The organism is Paenibacillus sp. OV219 (assembly GCF_900110075.1).
Taxonomy (GTDB): domain Bacteria; phylum Bacillota; class Bacilli; order Paenibacillales; family Paenibacillaceae; genus Paenibacillus_Z.
Genome location: NZ_FOCJ01000004.1, coordinates 314,881 through 336,911 on the forward strand (window position 1 = coordinate 314,881; position 22,031 = coordinate 336,911).

The window sequence follows — 22,031 nt, forward strand, 5'->3', positions numbered from 1 at the left end:
ATATCTATTATGTTTTACTCTTCTGCGAGCGACTCATAATGTACTTTCATGATGATATCTTGCTCGTAATTGCCGAATCCACGTCCGAATAAATTCATCCCGCCTTTATTAATGGCGTCCGGTTTCACACCGACTTTGAATCGAATGTACGGGAGCTTGTCCAGCTGCAGATCCTGCAGCGTGATGTCGGATATCCTCGTATTGTCCACCGTGCTTCGGTACTGGTCTACACGGAACGTCTTCAAGAGGCCATATTGCGTGCTGTTGTCATGCCACCATTCGGGATTATTCTTGCCTCTGCGGTCACCGAAATCGCCAGGCGACGTCCACGTACCGACCTCCACGTTATTAATCCATACTGTAATATCCGATGGCCAATCATTATTGAAATTCGGGGCTTCTGAGCAGAGCTCCAGCGAGAACTCAATCGCCTTCAGATCAATGTTCCGTGGTATCGACCGAGGGAAGCGGTATTCAAGCCAGCCTTGTCGCAGCCATATAATCTCGGCTGTTTTGCATTCTGGAATATAGAAGCTCGACGGATCGTCCTCCGTAACAATCATCGATTGCGAATTGGCTATGCCGCATGTAGGCTGCACATCTACATCGACGAAATGACCGATCGGCATCTCGATCTCATACAGCTGCGTCTTGTTCTTATAGCCTTTAATCGGATTCAGAATCAGCCTCACGTCATCGAAATTCCGCTTGCACACTTTCATCGCGCCTCGGCTTGCAGGCAGTATCTCCGTCAGGATGAGACCGGCCTCTTCCAGCACCTTTATATTAACGCCAACCGTTGATACCGGGATTCCCAGCTTCTCGCCGATTTCATTAATATTCATGTTGTTATGAGCCAGCAGAAGCTTAATAATCTTCAATCTTGTATGTGAGGACAGGGCATGTGTGACCTTCACCAGCTCGTCCGGTGCGTCGATGGACAGTTCCAGCATCAAAAGCACCTCCATTTATAATATATTTTATATTCTATAACATATATTTTAATTGGAAGTAGTGCTTTTGTATAGTGCTGGAATTCGTCATCGACATTATTCGACCTGCAGAGCGTTATTTCACCTCGATGACGAACGGTGCAACGATCACTTTCCCTTTGTATTGAAATTGTCCCCACAGCTTATAGATGCCTGCCTTAGGGAATTGCGTATGGAACATGACGTTTGAGGCGGAGCTCATATCCGTCGTAGCATGGACGTGGAGATACTGCTTCGCCTTCTCGTCGAGAATGACGCAGTGCCCCGCTGTACCGAGATAGGGTTCAAGCTGAATGAACTTACCTGTGGCAGCGTCCTTCAGCGTGAAGTTCAGCATCGCCATATCACCTGCACGCACTTCTGCTGCATCCGGCATCGCAGATAAGGTAATTTGCAGCCCATCAACAGTTTGCGTTAGCTGCTTATCCGGCTCGAGCTTCTTCGAATCAGCCTTCTCCCCATCTACCGTCACCCACTGTTTATATACGGTCAAGCCTGCGCTGTCCGGCATAAATTCCGAGATGAGCAGGAATTGTCCCCCATGCGGAAAATTCACCTTCGCATGAAACCACCCATTGCCGACGTAATCAGGATGAATATGCTGAAAGGTCGATAGATCGCTGCTGACGACGATTAGATGCATCAGCTTCGTCATGTCCTCTTTGAAATGTTGAACCGGCTGCCCAGAAGGGTCAAGCACCTGCAGCTCGATAGACGCTTCCTCTTCACTTTGCAGCTTGCGGGCACTCGTCGTGTCAACCGGTGCTCGATAGCCGTGATCCGATACATTCGCCATCTGATCCTGCTGCAAGTAATGGATGAGCCCCTTGGAAGGGGGATGTATCTCGACATTGGTCATCGGCTTGCCTGCGCAGCCGCTTAAAGCAAGAAGGATGATCATAATAGTCGCCGTCGTAGAAACGAGTTTTCGCAGCATCACCATCGTCTATGACCCTTTGACCGCAGGACGCGGAGCTGCCAGCAGCTGCACGCCAAGTGACAGCAGCGTCGCTTCAACAATTGCGCCTGTCCACAGCTCTGTCTCCCAGCCGATCCCGTCCGTTATATGCATCCATGCGAAGTAGATGCTCCATAGAGCAATCGGCAGAACAGCCCCGACGATTCTTCTTGCCCATTCGCGGTCAGGCTTATCAGCCTTCAGCACACGATAGCAAATATCTCCGAGCAGGCCCGCACCGAATGCGATAATAATCGACTGGTAGTTCTCGAACCCGTCCAGTACGTTCATCAGCGCCGTAATGATCGTGAAGTGTGCTGTCATGACGCCAATTGGCAGCGCCCAGCGCTTCATGAATAGGAAAACCGGCACCATATACACAATCGTATTGACGAGAATATAACAGACCCCGCGCACCTCGTTGTTCTCGACGATCATCCCTGATCCGAAGCTGCTTAGATACCAATCAACAGTAGATGCAGATGGCAAATTATAGCGGAACATCCACGCATACATGAGGAAGAAGCCGACCGCGCCTGTCGTAATGACTAGCGACAGAAATGCAGGTGCGAACTCGCCCCAGCCGGGCTTTATCATCCGCTCATTATGCCATCCCGCCCGATATGGGCTCGATACGATAAGAGCGCCGCCGATCAGCAACATCAGATGTGATGGACTTAGCAAGGCTGCGAGATTCTTCTCAATGCCGAACACAATATGCCAATACATATCGAATAGTCCGCCCAGTAGGAAAATAGCGACGCCGACCAACCCTAGCCCATAACCTACAGGAGCTGCTTTCACCCATGGAGCTCCCGTCGCTTGCTTCGAGCGATACAACAGCCAAGCCATCCACAGCGCTGAGGCCATGAAGCCGGAATACAAAATGGCATGCCAAGGCGTGAAGAACGTCTCTACAACTCCGTGATTGTGAGCAAACCCATCTACGAATATACCGCCGATGAGCCACATTCCAAATAGAATCGTCAAGTAATCTTTGCCCGTCGTCACTCTGACTGTTCGTGACGCGGTTGATACAGCTACCAGCGGAGCAGAAGCATTCATCAAAGTCCCTCCTAATTAAGGTACATCCTATCTTGTTAGCGCTTACACTTCATTGTACTATGTCAACTCGCCTCTCAACTACTGCCTTATGAAAAAAAAGCCGCGCGGTCGTTAACCGGCGGCTTGTTCTCGCTGCTTCCAAACGCCTCTTCGCTCGAGCAAGGCGACGATTGTGACAGCACCAAATATCGTTAATAGACAGACGAGCGGATAACCATAGCGTCCGAAGGTAATAAATGGTAAATGTATAAACCAATAATAGAGGAACGGCAACAAAATCGGCAGCACAATCTTATAGCGACGTTGAAGGCCTAGCATGACGATGCCGCTGAAGCCGAGCAGCACATAAATCCAGTGCACCACATTGATTGCCGGCCTTGGTAAGCCCGGAACCGGCTTCGAGTAGAACGGATTCTCGAATAGCTGAATCGACTTGCCTACCGTAAACCAGTATGCATAATCGACTGGTTTGTGCGTGAAGCCGTACTTGATGATCCGCTGCGCTGCTAGCTTCTCCGAGCTATCGCTGCCAGTGAACAGCTTTTCTTTATACTCTGGATATTGCTCGAAGAACCCTTTTGGCGGCGCGGCTCGTTTAATTAATGCACCAAGCAGCATCGGATTGCCTGTTGATTTGGTAAAAGGAATAAACTCATGGAATGCCGAGTAATTGCGAACCCACCAAGGTGTTAGCATCAGCATGCTGCATACGCCGATAATCGCTGTATACTTCACCATATCCTTCAGGCTATAGCGCTGCACAAGCCAGATGACTAGGAAGCAGATGGGCAGCAGCGCACATTGCGGCTTCACGTAACAGGTGATGCCCAGCATGACGCCAGCTATCGCATAAGCGCCCGCTGTCTTGCGCTTAATCGCGTGAATGATACTGCAGATCAGCAACAAAAAGAGCAGTTTAAACGTCGATTCTGTTAGAATCGCACCTGATGCGAACAAGTTCGGAACATAGATGGCGTCGAGAATGACAGCGACAACCGCGACGCGCCTGCCAAGCAGCTCGCGGGCGATGGCGAAGATGAGATACAGTGACGCCGTCTGCATGAGACATTGCAACAGCCGGAAACCTATGACGGCCGCATCGCGATCCAGAAACGACATGAAGCCGCTTAGCACGACGGGTACCACAGGCATGATATAGTTGGTCGGATTCATGCCGCTGTTATAAACCAGCGTATGATGCTCCAGCAGCACCTTCGCAGCATAGACGTATTTGACATCGTCATTGTCACGCTTTTCGTAGGAGCCGAGCAGGAAGTGATCGCCCAGCGTCAGCACGACAGTCACATGAACGAGGAAAACGACGGCCATCATGATCCATACAAATTTTCGCATGCGTGATGACTCGTTAGTTAAGGAAAACACCGTAAAACTCCCTTTCCAATTTACTGGTATTTTATTAAAGCGACGATTTCTATTATACTATATAAGATTTGTATAAAAGCAACCCTTACGCATGAAGGCTAGCTTAACCGCTAGATAGCTAGCTAGGAAGAAAGAAAGAAAGAAGGTATACGTTATGAGTTCCCAGCACCGCAGCAGCGATATTCTAGTCATTATTCCAGCTTACAACGAGGAAGATACGCTGGCGAGGACTGTCCAAGAGCTGCAACGGCACACGCCGTATGATTTCATCGTCATCGACGACGGCTCCAAGGACCGTACGCCTGCTATTATTCGTGAGGAAGGCTTCCCCGCGCTTCGGCATGCCGTCAATCTTGGAATCGGCGGTTCGATGCAAAGCGGTTACCGCTATGCCGACCAGAACGGCTATCAATATGCGATCCAGCTCGATGCCGACGGTCAGCACCGTCCTGCCGATATTGCGAAGCTCGTGGATGAAATCCAGTCGAGCGACTATGACATGGTCATCGGCTCGCGATTCGTCGAGCACAGCAGCTATCGGGGCAGCCTCTCCCGCCGCGCCGGCATTCTATACTTCTACTGGCTCATTCGCCTGCTAACGGGTGTTCGCGTCTATGATCCAACGAGCGGCTTCCGCATCGTCGGGCGTAAAGCAATTGAGCTGTTCTCGCGCACGTACCCGACCGATTACCCGGAGGTTGAAGTGCTCGTCAGCCTGTCCAAGCGCGGATTCAAGTTGAAAGAAATCAGCGTCGAGATGCGGAATCGCCAAGGCGGCTCGTCCTCCATCAACTGGTCGAAGTCGATCTACTATATGATGAAGGTTACGATGTTCTCGGTTATTCGCAAGAGCTTCTCTTGATCGGAAGATCTAAAACGAAGAGAAGCGAAGATAAAACAAAACAAAACAAAACGATACGAAACGCAAGGAAAGGAACAGGTTCCCTAATCTATGAATCAGCTTGTCGCCATCCTGATTACGCTATTTTTCCTCGGCCTCACCATCTCGTTCACGGTGACGCATAAACTGAAGGATCGCTACGCCTTCCTTTGGCTCATCACTGCCATCGCCGGCGTGCTCTCTGCGGCTTGTATCCCTCTGCTCAACAGGTTCGCACTATGGCTGGGCATTGCGTACATGCCGACGTTCGTCTTCCTTGTTACGATTATTTTCATACTAGCTCTCTTAGTGAGACAGACGATGAGCTTATCGAATCAATCGGAGAAGATGAAGAGGCTGACGCAGGAATTCGCCGTCTTGGAAAAGAAGCTGCTCGAGCTGCAGAAGTCTGTGGAAGGACGTGATTCCGTATGAACTCGTCTTCCTTCCTGCTCATTCTTGCGAACACGCTCATGCTCGTAACCGGGCAATTCTTATGGAAATACGGTCTGATGCAGCGCGAGAAACCGTTCGAGTCAATTCGTACCATTCTCGAACTGCTCTTCTCCCCTTATATCATCGGCGGTTTGTTCATCTATGGCTGCGCGACGGTGCTTTGGCTGTTCATCGTCTCCCGCGTTGACCTCAGCCTTGCTTATCCCATTCAGAGCCTCGCATACATTATTTCAATCTTCGGGGCGTACTACTTCTTCGGGGAGTCTCTGTCGGCTCTGAAGATCGTCGGCTGCCTGCTCATTCTGGCAGGGGTCGCATGTATTGGTCTGTCTGGCAAGTATGCGTAAAATGACAAAAGCACGGCTTCGCGAGTAGTCCCCCAAGTGGGACTCCATCGCTGCCGTGCTTTTATCGTTGTATACGCTATTACTCAGCTTCGCCGATGCCGCATGCATCATCCGTGCACACTTGACCATCCTTGCCTGAGGACGATGGATCAAGAATAATAAGCGGCTTCACTTCCTCCCAGCTCTTGTTCAGCACGTCGAGGAACACATCGCTTTGCTGCGCACCGGATACCGCATATTTGCGATTAACGACGAAGAACGGCACGCCATTCGCGCCTAGCTGATTCGCTTCCGCACACTCAGCAAGCACCTCCTGCTTGTATGCATCGCTGTTCAGCGCCACTTCAAGCGCTTCTGGATCAAGGCCGGCATCAGCCGCGATGCCTTTCAGCGTCTCCATCTTCGCAATATGCTTCGAGTCGGTAAAATACGCCTTGAATAGCAGCTCCGCCACTTCCGTCCGCTTGCCATGCGCCGCTCCAAAATGGATGAGACGGTGCGCATCGAACGAATTCGCCGGAATGGCGTGCTCGAAGTTGTACTCGAGACCAAGCTCCGCCGCCTGCTGCACAAGGCCCGCATGCATTTGGATGGATTGCTCACGGCTAACGCCGTATTTGCTCGCGACGAGACCGTACACATCGTGCTCCGGGTCCTTCGAAGCGTTCGCGTCAAGCTGGAAGCTGCGGTAGATAACCTCAACCTCATCTTGATGGGCAAACTGTGCAAGGCCCGCTTCAAAGCGGCGTTTGCCAATATAGCAGAACGGACACATAATGTCCGACCAAATTTCAACTTTCATCACTGGCAGCTCACTCCTTCACTCTTGTAGCTCCATTATAGACCTCGCCTAGAGGTAAGACAATGTTTGAGAGAGGTTGGAAGACATGATATCGTGCGCCAGTGTTCTGTTCGGGAAGCCGCGCTGCAGCAGCTTTAAACCACCCGCCGTACAGGAGATATGATGGCATAGCTTGTAGAACCGCATCCTGACCTCATCGAGGTCTGTTCGTGCTAAGTAGCGCTCATAGTTCGCGAACCGAAATTGCAGGAAGCTGTGCTCATACTCCAGATCGAAAAATCCCGCCCCCTCAATGTCAATCAGATAGGGCTCAAGCTGCTCATTCAGCAGAATATGGTCTGGACCAAGCTCGTTGTGGATGAAGCGGTAATCGGTGCGAGGGACGATGCTTGAACAAACCTTGGCGAGCAGCTCGTCTAGCTTCCCCTGCTGCTCCTGGGACAGCTTCGCTTCCTGCGAGAGAAATACGAGATTCCGACTCGCATTGTCATGGATGCCGTCTTCACAGTTGGCAGGGCGGTGCCCACCAGGCTTCCCTGCGAGCGTAAGCTGGCCCCAGCTCGTGTGGCGAATCTGATGCAGCTTGCCAAGCAGATCTCGGCAGCCTCCGAATACCTTGTCCCGAACCGCCGTAGATGGATGCTCCATATAGGGCTGCAAATCACCGCCCCCGACATACTCCACCAAAGCGTAATCGAACGGATACTGCTCTCGCGATCTGTTCATCGCATAGATTGCCGGTGTCCTTATACCATGCTCACGCATGAATCGATTATTACTGAGGAAGAGCTCCACGTCAAAAGAGCGCTGCTCCTCATTCCCCTCTGTCGCTGCCGCCTCTTCGATCTCCGCTTGAAAATAATTGTTCGTGATGTCCCAAATACAGAGCATCAATGTAAAACCATTCGACGCTCGTACGCGATAGACGACCTTCTGCGCACCGCCATGCATATTCGTAGCTTCTGCCACCGAATAATCGTTTCCAAACGCCTGATGCAGCTCACTTGTCAGATCGCCTCGCTGAACCTTGCAGTCCCAGCTTTCCCTCTCCTTCATGTCATCACAACTCCTTTGTTTGTCGATCCATCGCAAGAACAAACATACCGAAAAACCCGCATGAAATATAGACTGTTTCGAAACCGGATGTTATGATGTTGAGTGAGTTCTTTGTATTTTTACCCATACAATAAACAAAAGCCTTGGAGGACCAATCCCTCCAAGGCTTCTTTATTATGCGCGAATGATATCTTCGATGCTTGCTAGCTCTTCGCTCGTGAACGACAGGTTGTTCAGCGCCGCCACGTTGTCTTCGATCTGGCTGACACGGCTTGCGCCGATCAATGCGGATGTCACGCGTCCACCGCGAAGCACCCATGCAAGTGCCATCTGCGCCAGCGATTGACCGCGTTCTGCTGCAATCGCGTTCAGCTTGTTCAGCTGCGTCACGCGTTGAGCGTTTACCGCGCTCTCTTGCAGGAAGCCGGTTTTACTTGCTGCACGCGAATCCGTCGGAATGCTGCCGGTCAAATATTTGTTCGTCAGCAGCCCTTGTGCCAGCGGGCAGAAAGCGATGCTGCCTACGCCGTTCTCTTCAAGCACATCCTGTAGACCGTTCTCGATCCAGCGATCGAACATATTGTAGCTCGGCTGGTGAATCAGCAGTGGCGTGCCAAGCTGCTTCATAATCTTGATCGCTTCCGCAGATTGCTCAGCGCTATAGCTGGAGATACCGACATAGAGCGCCTTACCGGAGCGAACCATATGGTCGAGCGCGCCCATCGTTTCTTCAAGCGGCGTCTCCGGGTCTGGACGGTGCGAATAGAAAATATCAACGTACTCAAGGTTCATTCGTTTCAAGCTTTGCTCAAGGCTTGCGATCAGGTACTTGCGCGAGCCCCACTCGCCATATGGCCCCGGCCACATGTAATAACCGGCCTTGGAGGAGATGATCATCTCGTCGCGGTATGGTTTAAAGTCCGTCTGCATGATCCGGCCGAACATTTCTTCTGCCGATCCTGCTGGAGGGCCGTAATTGTTCGCCAGGTCAAAATGCGTAATGCCAAGGTCGAAAGCCCGCGTCAGCATCGCGCGACCGTTCTCATACGTATCCACGCCGCCGAAATTGTGCCACAGTCCAAGGGAAATGGCCGGAAGCTTCAGGCCGGAATGCCCAACACGATTGTATTTCATCGACGCGTAACGTTCATTATTTGCCGCATATACCATTTACTATCGCTCCTCTATTGAGTGTACTTGTAGGAAACCTATTAAAGCTTACAACAATTTACAAGGCTACTCAAGCCTGTCTTGCCTGAATGAGAGGGAGCGTATAAAATTGTGCCGCTCGCACATCGCTTTTGCCGCCTCCGCTGTAAATGACAATAAGCAACGTCTCTTCCTCCGTCGACACTACGCCTTCTGCGAGGTACTTCTTCAGATTGAACGGCAGCTGCTCAATGACCGCATGCTTTTGCAGTTCCTTCTCGGTCAGGCCAAGCGCTGCGAACTGCTCCGATACATCCTGTGGACGCTCGGCGAGACGCTGCATCCAGCTGCCGAGTACCTGCTTGTCCATCGTGAAGTCCCACCACACCTTGCGCGGCTTGTAATTATGCTGCAAGAAGTAATCGAGCTTCATGAGTCCAAGGACGACGTCAAGTGACCACTCTTTGCCATCCTCTGTAGCTTGTTTACGACTATGCTCAACAGACAGGAACGACCATAGCCGCGAGAACAGATCCTCCAGCTGATGCCCGATCTTCTGCCAGCCGCGCCCTTCCCAGAAGTCGCCGAACTGCTGGAAGTAATCGAACGCCGAAGGGAAAGCCCGCTCCACGAGGTAGAGCAGCGCATGGTCCATCCGGTGCGCATTCCAATATTTCTCCAGTACATCCTCGACTCGCTTGATGCGCACAATGTCGGAGAACGGCATAATGTCGTTGCCGAGAATCTCATATGGCGCGCGGTCCATATAGATATAGCCGTGCTTCTCCGCATCGAGGCGCATCCCTGTACCGCGAAGCATCTTCAAGAAGCCGAGCTGCAGCTCTTCAGGCCGTAGCTCGAATACGTCATTGAATGTCTTGCGGAAAGAGTCGTAATTCTCGTGAGGCAGACCCGCAATCAAATCAAGATGCTGATCGATCTTGCCGCTCTCCTTGACCTTCATGACGGTACGCGTCAGCTTCGTGAAGTTCTGACGACGCTGCACCGCTTCATTCGTCAGGTCATTGGTCGACTGCACGCCAATCTCGAATCGGAAGATGCCAGGAGGCGCATGCTCTGCCAAGTAATCCAGCACCTCAGGGCGCATAATGTCCGCCGTAATCTCGAACTGGAATACGCAGCCGCGATGATTCTCGATGAGGAACTGGAAGATCTCGAGCGCATAATCACGCTTAATATTAAACGTCCGGTCCACGAACTTAATCAGCTTCGCACCGGCATCAATCAAGTAGAGAATGTCCGATTTCGTCCGCTCCATATCGAAATAACGGACGCCAACCTCGATGCTGGAGAGACAGAACTGGCAGCTGAACGGGCAGCCCCGACTCGTCTCGAAGTAGACGACACGGCTAGCAAGGCGCGGCACATCCTCCGCGAACCGATGTGGTGACGGCAATGTCGCCAGATCCAGCTTCGGACGAGGCGGGTTCACAATAATCTCGATTCGTCCGTCCTGATGCTCCTTACGGTACGCAAGCCCGAAGACGAGATGGAACTTGCATGTGCTGGACAGCTCTGTCAGCAGATGGTGGAACGTCTCTTCCCCTTCGCCGACGACGATATAATCGACCTGCGGAAGCCGCTCTAGCCAGAACGGTGTGTCGTAGCTCACTTCTGGACCGCCGAGCACGATCTTGATGCCTGGCTTTATTTTGCGGAGCATGTCGATGACCGTGATCGTCTCTTCAATGTTCCAGATGTAACAGGAGAAGCCGACCACATCGGCGTTTCTCGCATACAAATCCGCGACGATGTTCATCGCCGGATCCTTGATCGTATATTCTGCAATATCGATATCAAAATCTTTCTCGCTGTACGCCTTCAAGCAGCGCAGAGCAAGCGAGGTATGAATAAATTTAGCGTTAAGCGTCGCCAATACGACTTTCATCTTCGTCATTCCTTCACCAATCTTAGATAGAAACCATTCCTATATTGTAACGAACTTGGCGGCAAAAAAGAAGAGCAGCTCCACTCCCATGTGGGAATGAACTACTCTTCCGTCTTTACGTGCGTACTTTCACGAACACTTTCTCTTTGCCTTGGAACTCAATAACCGGGAAGCGCACTCGCCACTTGCCGTTGCCTTCATTCGTAACTTCGCCTGCAGCAAAGCCGCGCGGCTCGAAGCTGAACACTTGGTCGTAGTAGACCGTCAGCTGGATTTTATCATCTGGAAGCATACGGCGAAGCTCATAGCCGGTATTAATCGCCCAGAGGCGGAAATCCTGACTCGATTCATCACCATATACCATATAGAAGCTAGGCTCAATAACCGCATTAATAACGAGCCAGCCTTCCGCATCACGCTTCACGTCGAACTGCTTCAGCTCTGTCGTGCCTTGCGACGTCTGGATAGCAGAGAATTGATCCTCTATCAGATCGCGAATCTTGTCCGTCGAAGCGCCTGCAAGTGACGCGGGCAGCTCCTGCGGCAGAAACTCGATCTTCGCCGGCGGGCTGTCTTCCAAATCATACAGCAGCATCTGAATGTTCAGCGATGAGATCGCGAAGTTCAGATCCGCTTGCGTCGCGTCAATACCGGACGATGTGATGCCGATCAGCTGTCCGTAATCGTTGAACAAGCCGCCACCCGAGCTGCCGTGGTCGATCGGCGCACTGATCTGGTAGAGCTGTGCCGAGTCAAAGATGATGTTGCTGATAACACCGTCCGACACCGTATTTTGCAAGCCGAGCGGGCTGCCGATTGCGACGACATGGTCGCCTTTATAAGCGGAGAATCCGATCTCCACCGGGTCAATGCCAAGCGGCGTCTTTGTTTGAATAATAGCTAGATCGGAAGCTTTGTCGTAGCCAACAAGACCTTGAATTTCTACATCTTTGCCATTCAGCGTTGTGATACTGCCTTCCGATGCGCCTTGCATCACGTGGTAATTCGTGAGGATCTGGTTCTCACCGACAACCACGCCGCTGCCTTGTGCAATATCGGTCATAATCATGACGACTTTGCTGTCATTCTTCGCGACGATCTGCTTCGTTGTCAGAACGACAGGCGCTTTCTCCTGCTCCTTCTGCTCAGCAGCTTCCTGGGCTTTCTTCGTAATCGCTTCAATCGAAGTTATACGAATGGTATGGTTTGCTGCTAGCTGAACGTCAGCACCAAGCGCCTCCGCTACGAAACGAAGCGGGACCATTGTTGCGCCAGCGATCTGTTGCGGAGCCTGTGCAAGCGTGATCGTCTTCCCGTTCTGCACCGCTTTCTTCGAACCGAGCTGTAGTGAGATTGTCGTACGACTTTTCACGATGAAGATCGTCTTCGTCGATGCTTCCCATGTCAAACTTGCCCCAAGCGCATTGAAAATCGAACGCATCGGGACGAACGTTGTCCCATTAATTTGTTGAGCTGCCGGGTTAAGGGCGAGCTTCTTGCCGTCCAGGACGACTGTATATGCAGTAGATTGAGCTTTTGCGACCGCAGTCGTTGCTTTTGTGGTTGCAGTTGCAGCTGAAGCCGTGCCTGATGCCCCGATAACCGGTGATAGAATAAGACCTGCGGATACTACGGATAGCAATATGTTGCTCTTCCATTTATTTGTCCATTTCACGCTGTAGGTTCCTCCAATAATCTCCCAAATCTTACATCTCTCTCTCGTAATCGTAACACTCGCAATCTTCTTTGTCTATGAAATGAATGTGAAGAAAATAATAGAAAAAGGGCACTACTGCTGCTTAAATTCGGTAGGCGTCAGTCCCGTTTCTTCTTTGAAATTACGCGAAAAGTAATGAACGCTGGCATAGCCGAGACGCTCTGCAATTACTTCCATCTTCTCGCCGCTCAGCAAGTAATATTTGGCTTTGCGGATGCGTTCGGAGATGAGATACTGCTTCGGACTTTCGCCAGTGCATTTTCGAAAAAGCGATGAGAAATAGATAACGTGATAGCCGCACAGCGCTGCGAGCTCATTCACGGTCCAGTTCTTCTCCGGCTGTTTATTGATCGCCGTCAAGGCGGGATCAATCTTGCTCTGTTCCAGCGACCTTGGGCGCTTCGTCAGCTGGTTGCGGACAATGGCAGCGAGCAGCTCCGTCATGAGCGCGCGAAGGACAACCCTGAAGCCCGGCTGTTCATTCAAATATTCGTTGACGATGCGCATGAGAATCGGCTCGAGACCCGGCAGCGTGAAGAAAGGCGGCAGCTCTAGCAGCTCATCGTTATAGAGTTCAAGCTTATAACTGCGGCGCACGCTCGTTTGAAGCTCTTCTTCGCTGCATGCTTCTATTGAATAAGCAGGGTGGACAGGCGCAAGCGACTCCTGGATGTAGGCAAAATGAATGCCGATGAAGACCGCGTCGCTTTTCACGGTGATTTTGTGCGGACAATGTGGTCCATACAGCGCGCTATCTCCAGCATGAAGGGTGTAATGCTCTTGACCGATTCGCACTTCGGCCTCGCCGGATAACAAGCAGAACAACTGGTAGTCTGGAATGATGCGCGGCCCCCACTGCTCAGCGGCTGGCACTTCCGCATGGCTCGCAAAATTCACCGTCGGCTGCAGGTCATCCATGGTGCCTAATACGATATCTGGATATGGATATGGATACGGAGGCTCTTGGGGCATACGGCTGAATCACCTCGATTAGCAGGATATTTGAAAAGTGCAAAGCCCTGTTTCGTATCTGTAAATACACCGCTTACAATCTACGTTATGCTTAGCACATGGAGTTGAAGGCAGAAGGCAAGGTACAAACGATAACACGTTAAAACGCAATGAGCAATACGCAATTCGCAAGCAATCTACTCATTATAGGGGGAATGGTTTCTATGCTAAGTCAAGCACAAATTGCAGAGTTTGAAAACAACGGTTTTTTAAAAGGTGACGTCGTACTGAGTGACGCCGAGGTAGAAGAGCTTCGCGAAGAGCTCGATAAAGTAATGAACGGTGAAACGGTGAAGAAGCCTGTGCTGAACCACAATATGCTGGGCTCGGATTCCCCTTACGACAATATGAAAATGGTTGCAAGCGCGAAGGTCGTCCAAATCGTTAATATTTGGCTAGCCAGCGACCGGTTCCTGCAGCATGCCGGTCATCCGACGATCTGCGAAGAAGTGGCTCAGCTGTGCCATTCCAACTCGCTGCGCATCTGGCATGATCAAATCCAATATAAACCGCCGATTACTGGCGGACCTACGGCATGGCACCAGGATCACCCGCTGTGGCCGATCATCCAGCCTGCCGACCTTGTCAGCGCATGGGTCGCACTTGATGATGCCGTCATCGAGAACGGCTGCATGTGGATGGTGCCCGGCAGCCATAAGTGGGGCAACCACCAGCGCTACCTGTCCAGCACGAAGGAGTTCAAGCCTTTCCACAAGCAGCCGGAAATGCTGCCGAACAACGCGAACGTTGAAGCTGTGCCGTTCGAGATCAAGAAAGGCCAAGTGGGCTACCACCACTGCCTGACTTGGCACGGCAGCCCGCACAACCGCTCCGAGATGAAGCGCCGCGCCATCGCCGTGCACTACATGCCAGGCCACACTCGCTACGAGCCGATCGGCGAGCACGTCATGCTCTCCTACGTCAACGTAAAGCCAGGCGAGCTGCTCGTTGGCGATCATTTTCCAGAGGTGTACCGGAAGCAAGGGGTACAGGTGTAGGTTGTTGGGGTTCGTTGGGAGCCGCGCGGAATGCGCGGCTTTTTTGTTTTGGCGTACCACCCCTCCCGTCTCCTCGCGAATAGAGGCTTTTTCCTCTCTCAACTTTGCGATTTTCCACGATTTTTCTCTCCCGCCATTTGTGCGCAATCGCTTCTTTCGGTATAGTAGATGCGATAACCAATTCGGATCGTACTAGGAGCGTCAGATAGATGAATAAGAAACATTCAGCAAGACCGCCGAAACAGCAGCAGTCCCCACGGGCGGGAAACGCTTCGCGGCGTGAGCCTGCAGCGCCGGCACAGCCGCAGCAAGGCAGCGAACGCGCGCCAGGGCAAACGCAGCGAACATCCGCGCAAGCTCCTCGTCAATACGGCAAATCCGCAGCGGCAGCTCTGGGAAACCGACGACCAGCCGCAACACAGCCGCAAGGCAGCGCCAAGCCTGCACGACGCTCTGCTCCAACACCGCGCCTGGCAGCGTCAGCGCCGAGCAAAAGCTATGAAGTGCAGGAGCAGATGGAGCTGCTCACCTTCCTGCTGCAAGAGGTGAAGGGCGAAGGCCGCAACGCAATCAAAGCGATGCTGAGCCGCGGGCAGATCGCCATCAATGGCACACCGCAGAGAGTGTACAATTACTTGCTGCAGCCAGGGCAAACAGTGACGGTGTCGAAGGAGCGTATTATTGAGACTCCACCGCTCATCGGTCTCACGATCCTTCATGAGGATGCGGATGTCATCGTCGTAATTAAGGAAGCAGGCCTCTTATCCATCGCTACCGATCAGGAGTCCGAGCTCACCGCATATCGGCAGCTGACGGCACATGTTCGTGCCAGCAATCCGAGCGGACGTATCTTCGTCGTTCACCGTCTGGACCGTGATACTTCAGGTGTCATGATGTTCGCCAAGAGCGAGAACGTACAGCAGCAGCTGCAGACGACTTGGCAAGATACGGTCAAGGAACGCACTTACATTGCGCTCGTCGAAGGTAAAGTAAGGAAGCAGGAAGACACGATCTCCTCTTACCTCAAAGAAAGTAAGACGTTAAAAATGTACTCCACCTCGAACCAGCCTGACGCCCAGCACGCTGTCACGCATTATAAGGTATTGGAGCAAAACAGCAATTTTTCACTGCTTGAGGTGTCGCTCGAAACGGGACGGAAGAATCAAATCCGCGTACATATGGAAGACATCGGTCATCCGATCGTCGGCGACAAGAAGTACAGCTCCCGATCCAAAGCGCTGAACCGCCTTGGCCTGCACGCTCGTGTGCTTGCATTCGTGCATCCGACAACGGGCAAGCTGGTTCGCTTTGAGTCTGACATTCCGCGTGCGTTCTTCCAGCCCTTCAAAGAAGGCTTTACTCGCAAATAATAAGGAGGCAGCTTGGGCATGTCCAAAGCAGATAACATGCTGGCCATTCTATGGCTGCTCAAAACGAATAAACGCACGACCGCCAAGCAGCTGGCTGAAGCGCTCGAAATGCACATCCGTACCGTATACCGCTACATAGATGCGCTGTGCGCGAGCGGTGTTCCGATAGTCGCCGATGCAGGACATAACGGCGGCTACAGCCTGCTTGAGCACTTCAAGGAATCCCCTCTTTTCTTCGACCTCGATGAACAGAAGGCGCTCGTACAAGCTGCGCTTTTCGCGGAGGAAGCGGGGTATCCGTACACAGATGTGCTCAAGCGAGCCATAACGAAGCTGAAACGCTACACGAACGAAGAACAGCGCAGCGAGATTGACCGACATCTAGCCGGCTTTGAGGTCATAAACGCGGCAGCACACACAAGCATCGGCATTGAACCCCTCTTGCAGAAGCTGGAGCAAGCCGTCGCTAGCTGCAGCACACAGCTCATTGCCTACCAAAAAGGCTTCGGTCTGGACGTTGAGCAGCGCCGCATTAATCCATACGGTCTCATCCACTGGCAGGGTAAATGGTACATGATCGCCTTCTGCCATCTCCGCGAAGACATCCGCAGCTTTCGAGTTGACCGCATTCAGACAATCACCGGGTCAGATGATCGCTACGAGCGCCCTGCCGACTTCTCGGCACGCGATTATCTCAGGCAGAACATGAAGCCATGGCTAACAAGCGACGAGCCGCTCGTACGTGTTGTCATCAAAGGGCACCCGCGCGCATTGGAAGCATTGACAGAACATTGGCTATTCAATGATTCATTGATTGAGCGCATGAGCGATGAGGCACATTTTATGATGGATGAGAAAGCACTGCTAACTTACATCCCCCACCATCTGCTCGGCTACGGTATGCGCATTCAAGTTCTGGAGCCGACAATTCTCCGCGAGCATCTGATCGAACTAATGACAAAACTACTCGTTTATTATCAAGATCCGACAAATTTCGATAAATGAAGGAATTGTAAAGCAGCGTGAGAAAACGAGAGATAAAAAGGTAAAACCTTCTCGTTTTCGCTATATTTTGATTTTTCTGAATATTTACTAAATAGGCGAATTGCCTGTACACTAAGGTCAGATCAAACAAGACGCACTCGCTTCTCAAACCGAGGGAAACCAAGGAAACCGGCAAACCAGCGAGTGGCTCTAATGATCAACCAGCTTAACAAGTTCTAGTAGAGAGGGGATAGTCCATTGAAATAGGTTAGCGAAGTATGTCCCCTATTAATTCGGGAAGGAGTATCCGGTTTAGTGATTCTGGGACATGCGGGATCATGAAAAAGGACAAGGACGACGGATATATACGGATCGCTGGGTAACAATCGAAAATGCAAAGCAACACGCGAAAATGTAGGGTACAAAAATACGAAAATGGAGAGCAACGGCAGTTGTTTGAAGTGAATGGAGTGCAGGTTACAATTGAATAGTAATGGTGAGTATCGATAGGGATTTCGGTTGTCTTAGACAAGCGGGATCCCTATTATACTGTATTCTTGCAAGCAGTCACGCTCCCCGATCTGTTTCTTCTTCCCCGTCATCGTCGCCAGTCATGGGTGCCATGTAGTTGTTTGAACGACTGTTTTCCGTATACTGTGAACGATTCAGAGAACCAGTGCCTAAGCTCCGGTTTTTTTTGGTTTGACATGAGGAGTAAATTTGATTACTATCTAATTAGATGATCATTAAATTGGAATCCAATTAATCGAAACCAAATGAAAGGTAGGTCTCTGCTATGATGCAGCTCGACAAAATCGTCAATTACCACAAGGCGCTGGCCGATCCCACCCGTGTTCGGATTTTGATTCTGCTGTCGGAGGGCGAACTGACCGGGCAAACATTAGCAGAGAAGCTCTGCCTCTCCCCCCCTACGATTACCCATCACGCCGCCAAGCTGCGTGCCGTCAGCTTAATTCATGAACGGCGCGATAAGAACGCGATCTATTTCTCGCTGGACCGCTATTTCTTGAAGCAGTATGAAAGCTCGCTCCAGTCTATTCTGGCGAAGCCAAACGAAAATACAACAGAAGCAAAGGAGCTAGAAACGATGGATGAGAAGAACGAGCGGCTGAAGCAGTCCGTCCTGCGCAATTTTATAACTGCTGATGGCAAGCTGAAGCATATTCCTGCGCAGTTGAAGAAGAAAAGAATCGTGCTGGAGCATCTTGCGGAGCAGCTTGAGGAAGGCCGAAAATATACGGAGAAAGAACTTAACACGTTCATTCAGCAGTACCATGCCGACTTTGCGACGATTCGCCGGGAATTCATCATGCACGCTTACTTGTATCGTGAACAAGAGGTCTATGAACGGAACCCGTTGGAAATGTGGGAACGCTGGGAGACATTATCTTAAGCCAAATGGAGGCACCGATCACAATGAGCCATTCGAACTCGAGTATTGCAAAAATACCTGAACCTCCTTACTATGCCGTCATTTTCACCTCTGAACGTACGGATGGCGATAACGGTTATGGCGCGATGGCGGATCACATGGTAGAGTTAGCCGCCGGTCAACCAGGCTTCCTCGGCGTGGAGAGCGCAAGAGAGAGCAGCGGAGTCGGCATCACCATCTCTTACTGGGAGTCGCTCGAAGCGATTAAGAACTGGAAAGAGAATCCGCTCCATCTCGTTGCTCAGCGCAAAGGACAGACGGACTGGTATGCGGAATACGGCGTAAGAATTAGCCGCGTGGAACGGCAATACTTTCTCTAAACAAACAAGGGCCGCCTCACGATCCGGATTCATCTCGATTCCGATCGGAGCAGCCCTTTTGCTATTTACTCATTAGTAACGCTGTTTTCTTTCAAGATAACGTCATGCGCGCCGCCCTCAACGATGCTTGTCGCCGAGACAAGCGTGATGCGAGCATTCTTCTGCAGCTCCGCAATCGTCAGCGAGCCGCAGTTGCACATCGTCGATTTGATCTTATGGATGGTTTTGCTGAGGTTTTCTTGCAGGCTTCCTGCGTATGGCACGTAGGAGTCTACGCCTTCCTCGAACATCAGACCCGCCTTGCCGCCAGTGTCATACCGCTCCCAATTTCGCGCACGGTTCGAGCCTTCGCCCCAGAACTCTTTCACGAAGTTGTTGCCCACCTTAAGCTTCCGCGTTGGGCTCTCGTCGAATCGGGCGAAATATCTGCCCATCATAACGAAGTCTGCGCCCATTGCCAGCGCAAGCGTGATGTGGTAGTCGTGAACGATACCGCCGTCCGAACAGATTGGAACGTAAATGCCCGTCTGTTCGAAGTATTCGTCACGCGCAGCCGCAACTTCGATAAGCGACGATGCTTGTCCACGGCCGATACCCTTCTGTTCCCTTGTAATACAGATCGATCCGCCACCGATGCCGACTTTGATGAAGTCTGCGCCTGCCTCGACCAGATAGAGGAAGCCTTCGCGGTCAACGACATTACCTGCACCGATCTTCACATCAAAGTTCGATTTCACAAATTGAATCGTACTCTGCTGCCACTCCGAATAGCCGTCGGAAGAATCAATGACTAGCACGTCCGCTCCTGCCGCAACAAGCGCTGGTACGCGCTCTTCATAGTCCTTCGTGTTAATACCCGCGCCAACGACGTAGCTCTTGTTGGTATCGAGCAGCTCAGACGGATTCTCTTTGTGCTCATCATAGTCTTTGCGGAATACGAGATAATCGAGGTTATTCTCTGCATCCACAACAGGCAAACAGTTCAGCTTATGATCCCAGATGAGGTCATTCGCTTCCGACAGCGTAATGCCGGACTTCCCATAAATGAGCTTCTCAAACGGCGTCATGAAATCACTTACCTGCTTCGAGAGAGAATCCCGGCTGATCCGGTAATCGCGGCCTGTGACGATGCCGAGCAGCTTGCCGTTCGCTGTACCATCGCTTGTAATGGCAACAGTCGAGTGTCCTGTCCGTTCCTTAAGCTCTAACACGTCATTTAGCGTATGACTTGGCGTCAAGTTCGAGCGGCTGACAACAAAGCCTGCCTTGTAGCTCTTCGCCTTGCGCACCATTGCCGCTTGGCCCTCCACGCTCTGGGAGCCAAAGATGAACGAAATACCGCCGCTGCGAGCGAGCGCAACCGCCATCCGATCATCAGATACGGCCTGCATCACTGCCGACGAGAACGGAATATTGAGCGAATACGCCGGTTTCTCGCCTTTCTTGAATTTGACAATCGGGGTTTTAAGCGTGACGTTAGAAGGATTGCATGCCTTCGTCGTTAAATTCGGCACCAGCAGAAATTCACTAAAGGTGCGGGATGGTTCCATGTAATAGTGTGCCAAAACGTACGCCTCCGATCGATTCACGTTGATAAATTTTTACAAGCATATCACAGCGTATAAAAACAAGCAATGCACCTTTTTCTACTTTTACTTCATAGCCGCCTGTAAGAGCGCCATCGCTTTGTTCCGTTGCGGATCTTCCACGTTAAATTGATCCGAGAGCCTGCTAACCATATGGTAAGCCGTCTTATCGTTCACCACGCCGGTAACAGATAGCTTCTCATTCGATTGGAACGCGCGCACTGCATTCTCTGTATCTGCGTTATAAATGCCTAAGCTCGTGCCCACATTGTAGCTGAGCACTTGGAGCATCTTTTGCACAGTTACTACTTGATCACCGTAATCGCCGGCTTTCAGCTTGAGGCCCACTGGCAGTCTCGGAAGCATCGCATAATCCGGAGCGGCCACAGCGACTGTTGGATCGATGCCCTTCTTATGAATCCAGCTCCCCTTTGGCGTACGCCACTGCGCTTCGGTTAACTTCAGTACGGAGCCATCCTTCAGCTGGCGGAAGTTCTGAACAATGCCTTTGCCAAAAGTCTTCTCGCCAACCACCTGTGCGCCTGCATCCTCTTTGAGCGCTGCCGTCAGCACTTCTGCGGAGCTTGCCGTGTGGGCATCGACGAGAATGGCAATCGGTAGCTTCCACGGTTCTTTCTGGCTTGAGTTATGGGTAATGACATGCTTCTCATCTTTATAGACAACTTGAACGATTGTTTGGCCTTTGGGCACAAACCGGTTCGCAATTGAAATTGTCGGCTCAAGCAGACCGCCCGGATTGCCGCGCAGATCAAGCAGCAGCGACTTCATGCCTTTCTTCTGTAGCGCTGCGATCGCCGCAGCGAACTCATCCGCCGTCTTCTCTGCGAAACGGCTAATCGTGATCTCGCCAATACCGCCCTGCTTCATCTCGTAAGCTACGGTCAGCACCGGAACAGCGCCACGCGGGATCGTCATATCGACTGTCCCTTCCGTCCCTTCCCGGCTGACGGAGACCTTCACCTTCGTGCCCTCTTCACCTTGCAGTAGTGCCTTCAAATCGGCAAGCTCAATCCCGCTCGTCCGCTTGCCCTCAATGGTCACGAACGTATCGCCAGCTTTCAGCTCGGACCTGTCCGCAGGCGTTCCTTTAATGATTTTATCAATAATAAACTCGCCGTCTTCTTCACGAATTTCCACGCCGATACCGACAAAATGATCCTCATACGACTGAACGAACTGCTCGCCCTTCTCGCCGGTCATATAGACGGAATACGGATCACCGAGCGAAGCAACCATCCCTTCGGCCGCGCCGTCGACAAGCGCCTTCGCTTCTGCACCGTTCAAGTATTGATTCATAATTTCATTGTACGCGTAAGATAAGTTCTTAAACGCCGCTTCTTTCATCACCGGATACTGAATCAGCATACTGATTCTGCCTCCTGCAAACCCTACCGTAACTGCGATAACGAGAACAATGGCTAACGTTACCTTCCGGCGCTGTTTAACTGCTTGCTCACCATAAACACTCATGCCAACACCTCTTCCAAAATGAACCTGTAACTCACTCTATCGCATTCAGGCTACCGTCGCAAGTTCATGTCCAAAAGGAAAAAGGCGTCCGAGTAACCGGAACG

General features: G+C 51.5%; 20 protein-coding genes. 8 read left to right on the top strand and 12 right to left on the bottom strand.

The genetic code is table 11. The features are described 5' to 3' along the window. Positions 1 to 14: 14 nt before the first annotated feature. From BMY11_RS13170 to BMY11_RS13185, 4 genes are all read right to left on the bottom strand, one after another. A complete protein-coding gene (locus BMY11_RS13170; protein ID WP_090576406.1) occupies positions 15 to 953 on the bottom strand; it encodes an ArsR/SmtB family transcription factor in 939 nt (312 codons plus the stop codon). A gap of 115 nt (positions 954 to 1,068) precedes the next feature. Next, entirely contained in the window at positions 1,069 to 1,935 is an 867-nt protein-coding gene (locus tag BMY11_RS13175; protein ID WP_090576409.1) for a hypothetical protein, read from the bottom strand. A gap of 3 nt (positions 1,936 to 1,938) precedes the next feature. Continuing rightward, the gene (locus BMY11_RS13180) at positions 1,939 to 3,015 is read right to left on the bottom strand and encodes a hypothetical protein (RefSeq protein WP_090576411.1); all 1,077 of its coding nucleotides are present in this window, start codon (positions 3,013 to 3,015) and stop codon (positions 1,939 to 1,941) included. Positions 3,016 to 3,126: 111 nt separating this feature from the next. Beyond that, the gene (locus BMY11_RS13185) at positions 3,127 to 4,368 is read right to left on the bottom strand and encodes a glycosyltransferase family 39 protein (protein ID WP_090576414.1); all 1,242 of its coding nucleotides are present in this window, start codon (positions 4,366 to 4,368) and stop codon (positions 3,127 to 3,129) included. Positions 4,369 to 4,552: 184 nt separating this feature from the next. Between BMY11_RS13185 and BMY11_RS13190 the strand changes: the two genes are divergently transcribed. From BMY11_RS13190 to BMY11_RS13200, 3 genes are all read left to right on the top strand, one after another. Then, on the top strand, positions 4,553 to 5,260 hold the full coding sequence (locus BMY11_RS13190) for a glycosyltransferase family 2 protein (RefSeq protein ID WP_090576417.1): 708 nt from the start codon (positions 4,553 to 4,555) through the stop codon (positions 5,258 to 5,260). A 90-nt stretch (positions 5,261 to 5,350) separates the two neighbouring features. Next, on the top strand, positions 5,351 to 5,713 hold the full coding sequence (locus BMY11_RS13195) for a DUF2304 domain-containing protein (RefSeq protein ID WP_090576420.1): 363 nt from the start codon (positions 5,351 to 5,353) through the stop codon (positions 5,711 to 5,713). Beyond that, a complete protein-coding gene (locus BMY11_RS13200) occupies positions 5,710 to 6,081 on the top strand; it encodes an EamA family transporter (RefSeq protein WP_090576423.1) in 372 nt (123 codons plus the stop codon). The genes BMY11_RS13195 and BMY11_RS13200 overlap by 4 nt, the downstream gene beginning before the upstream one ends. A 79-nt stretch (positions 6,082 to 6,160) precedes the next feature. Here BMY11_RS13200 and BMY11_RS13205 read toward each other — a convergent pair whose 3' ends face one another. The 6 genes from BMY11_RS13205 to BMY11_RS13230 all read right to left on the bottom strand — a co-directional run bounded on the left by BMY11_RS13205 (position 6,161) and on the right by BMY11_RS13230 (position 13,686). Continuing rightward, the gene (locus BMY11_RS13205; RefSeq protein ID WP_090576426.1) at positions 6,161 to 6,883 is read right to left on the bottom strand and encodes a DsbA family oxidoreductase; all 723 of its coding nucleotides are present in this window, start codon (positions 6,881 to 6,883) and stop codon (positions 6,161 to 6,163) included. Positions 6,884 to 6,931: 48 nt separating this feature from the next. Further along, positions 6,932 to 7,939 carry a phosphotransferase family protein gene (locus BMY11_RS13210; protein ID WP_090576429.1) on the bottom strand — a complete coding sequence of 336 codons (1,008 nt, stop codon included), beginning with the start codon at positions 7,937 to 7,939 and terminating at the stop codon, positions 6,932 to 6,934. A 174-nt stretch (positions 7,940 to 8,113) separates the two neighbouring features. Then, a complete protein-coding gene (gene mgrA, locus BMY11_RS13215; protein ID WP_090576432.1) occupies positions 8,114 to 9,109 on the bottom strand; it encodes an L-glyceraldehyde 3-phosphate reductase in 996 nt (331 codons plus the stop codon). Between the two features lie 70 nt (positions 9,110 to 9,179). Next, a complete protein-coding gene (locus BMY11_RS13220) occupies positions 9,180 to 10,997 on the bottom strand; it encodes a B12-binding domain-containing radical SAM protein (RefSeq protein WP_090576434.1) in 1,818 nt (605 codons plus the stop codon). A gap of 115 nt (positions 10,998 to 11,112) precedes the next feature. Further along, a complete protein-coding gene (locus BMY11_RS13225) occupies positions 11,113 to 12,672 on the bottom strand; it encodes a stalk domain-containing protein (RefSeq protein ID WP_090576437.1) in 1,560 nt (519 codons plus the stop codon). 114 nt (positions 12,673 to 12,786) lie between these two features. Continuing rightward, positions 12,787 to 13,686 carry a helix-turn-helix transcriptional regulator gene (locus BMY11_RS13230; RefSeq protein WP_090576440.1) on the bottom strand — a complete coding sequence of 300 codons (900 nt, stop codon included), beginning with the start codon at positions 13,684 to 13,686 and terminating at the stop codon, positions 12,787 to 12,789. 203 nt (positions 13,687 to 13,889) lie between these two features. Here BMY11_RS13230 and BMY11_RS13235 point away from each other — a divergent pair, with 203 nt between their 5' ends. The 5 genes from BMY11_RS13235 to BMY11_RS13255 all read left to right on the top strand — a co-directional run bounded on the left by BMY11_RS13235 (position 13,890) and on the right by BMY11_RS13255 (position 18,850). Further along, positions 13,890 to 14,723: a phytanoyl-CoA dioxygenase family protein gene (locus tag BMY11_RS13235; protein ID WP_090576442.1), complete on the top strand. Its 834-nt coding sequence runs from the start codon at positions 13,890 to 13,892 to the stop codon at positions 14,721 to 14,723. A 209-nt stretch (positions 14,724 to 14,932) separates the two neighbouring features. Beyond that, positions 14,933 to 16,093 (top strand): RluA family pseudouridine synthase, encoded by a 1,161-nt coding sequence (locus tag BMY11_RS13240; RefSeq protein ID WP_090576445.1) that lies wholly within the window; start codon positions 14,933 to 14,935, stop codon positions 16,091 to 16,093. A gap of 18 nt (positions 16,094 to 16,111) precedes the next feature. Continuing rightward, the gene (locus tag BMY11_RS13245; protein WP_090576448.1) at positions 16,112 to 17,098 is read left to right on the top strand and encodes a helix-turn-helix transcriptional regulator; all 987 of its coding nucleotides are present in this window, start codon (positions 16,112 to 16,114) and stop codon (positions 17,096 to 17,098) included. 778 nt (positions 17,099 to 17,876) lie between these two features. After that, a complete protein-coding gene (locus BMY11_RS13250) occupies positions 17,877 to 18,491 on the top strand; it encodes a DUF2087 domain-containing protein (RefSeq protein ID WP_090576801.1) in 615 nt (204 codons plus the stop codon). A 23-nt stretch (positions 18,492 to 18,514) separates the two neighbouring features. Further along, entirely contained in the window at positions 18,515 to 18,850 is a 336-nt protein-coding gene (locus BMY11_RS13255) for an antibiotic biosynthesis monooxygenase family protein (protein ID WP_090576451.1), read from the top strand. 65 nt (positions 18,851 to 18,915) lie between these two features. Here BMY11_RS13255 and BMY11_RS13260 read toward each other — a convergent pair whose 3' ends face one another. Then, a complete protein-coding gene (locus BMY11_RS13260) occupies positions 18,916 to 20,415 on the bottom strand; it encodes an IMP dehydrogenase (protein WP_090576454.1) in 1,500 nt (499 codons plus the stop codon). An 87-nt stretch (positions 20,416 to 20,502) separates the two neighbouring features. After that, complete coding sequence (locus BMY11_RS13265) at positions 20,503 to 21,927, bottom strand: S41 family peptidase (RefSeq protein ID WP_090576460.1); 1,425 nt, start codon at positions 21,925 to 21,927, stop codon at positions 20,503 to 20,505. Between the last annotated feature and the right edge of the window lie 104 nt (positions 21,928 to 22,031).

What these genes read in the sequence shown, in the direction of transcription:
- BMY11_RS13255 (WP_090576451.1), top strand. Translation starts at nt 18,515, where the DNA reads ATGAGCCATTCGAACTCGAGTATTGCAAAAATACCTGAACCTCCTTAC.
- BMY11_RS13245 (WP_090576448.1), top strand. Translation starts at nt 16,112, where the DNA reads ATGTCCAAAGCAGATAACATGCTGGCCATTCTATGGCTGCTCAAAACG.
- BMY11_RS13230 (WP_090576440.1), bottom strand. Translation starts at nt 13,686, where the DNA reads ATGCCCCAAGAGCCTCCGTATCCATATCCATATCCAGATATCGTATTA.
- BMY11_RS13265 (WP_090576460.1), bottom strand. Translation starts at nt 21,927, where the DNA reads ATGAGTGTTTATGGTGAGCAAGCAGTTAAACAGCGCCGGAAGGTAACG.
- mgrA (WP_090576432.1), bottom strand. Translation starts at nt 9,109, where the DNA reads ATGGTATATGCGGCAAATAATGAACGTTACGCGTCGATGAAATACAAT.
- BMY11_RS13250 (WP_090576801.1), top strand. Translation starts at nt 17,877, where the DNA reads ATGCAGCTCGACAAAATCGTCAATTACCACAAGGCGCTGGCCGATCCC.
- BMY11_RS13235 (WP_090576442.1), top strand. Translation starts at nt 13,890, where the DNA reads ATGCTAAGTCAAGCACAAATTGCAGAGTTTGAAAACAACGGTTTTTTA.
- BMY11_RS13220 (WP_090576434.1), bottom strand. Translation starts at nt 10,997, where the DNA reads ATGAAAGTCGTATTGGCGACGCTTAACGCTAAATTTATTCATACCTCG.
- BMY11_RS13210 (WP_090576429.1), bottom strand. Translation starts at nt 7,939, where the DNA reads ATGAAGGAGAGGGAAAGCTGGGACTGCAAGGTTCAGCGAGGCGATCTG.
- BMY11_RS13175 (WP_090576409.1), bottom strand. Translation starts at nt 1,935, where the DNA reads ATGGTGATGCTGCGAAAACTCGTTTCTACGACGGCGACTATTATGATC.
- BMY11_RS13170 (WP_090576406.1), bottom strand. Translation starts at nt 953, where the DNA reads ATGCTGGAACTGTCCATCGACGCACCGGACGAGCTGGTGAAGGTCACA.
- BMY11_RS13195 (WP_090576420.1), top strand. Translation starts at nt 5,351, where the DNA reads ATGAATCAGCTTGTCGCCATCCTGATTACGCTATTTTTCCTCGGCCTC.
- BMY11_RS13190 (WP_090576417.1), top strand. Translation starts at nt 4,553, where the DNA reads ATGAGTTCCCAGCACCGCAGCAGCGATATTCTAGTCATTATTCCAGCT.
- BMY11_RS13205 (WP_090576426.1), bottom strand. Translation starts at nt 6,883, where the DNA reads ATGAAAGTTGAAATTTGGTCGGACATTATGTGTCCGTTCTGCTATATT.
- BMY11_RS13185 (WP_090576414.1), bottom strand. Translation starts at nt 4,368, where the DNA reads ATGCGAAAATTTGTATGGATCATGATGGCCGTCGTTTTCCTCGTTCAT.
- BMY11_RS13240 (WP_090576445.1), top strand. Translation starts at nt 14,933, where the DNA reads ATGAATAAGAAACATTCAGCAAGACCGCCGAAACAGCAGCAGTCCCCA.
- BMY11_RS13180 (WP_090576411.1), bottom strand. Translation starts at nt 3,015, where the DNA reads ATGAATGCTTCTGCTCCGCTGGTAGCTGTATCAACCGCGTCACGAACA.
- BMY11_RS13200 (WP_090576423.1), top strand. Translation starts at nt 5,710, where the DNA reads ATGAACTCGTCTTCCTTCCTGCTCATTCTTGCGAACACGCTCATGCTC.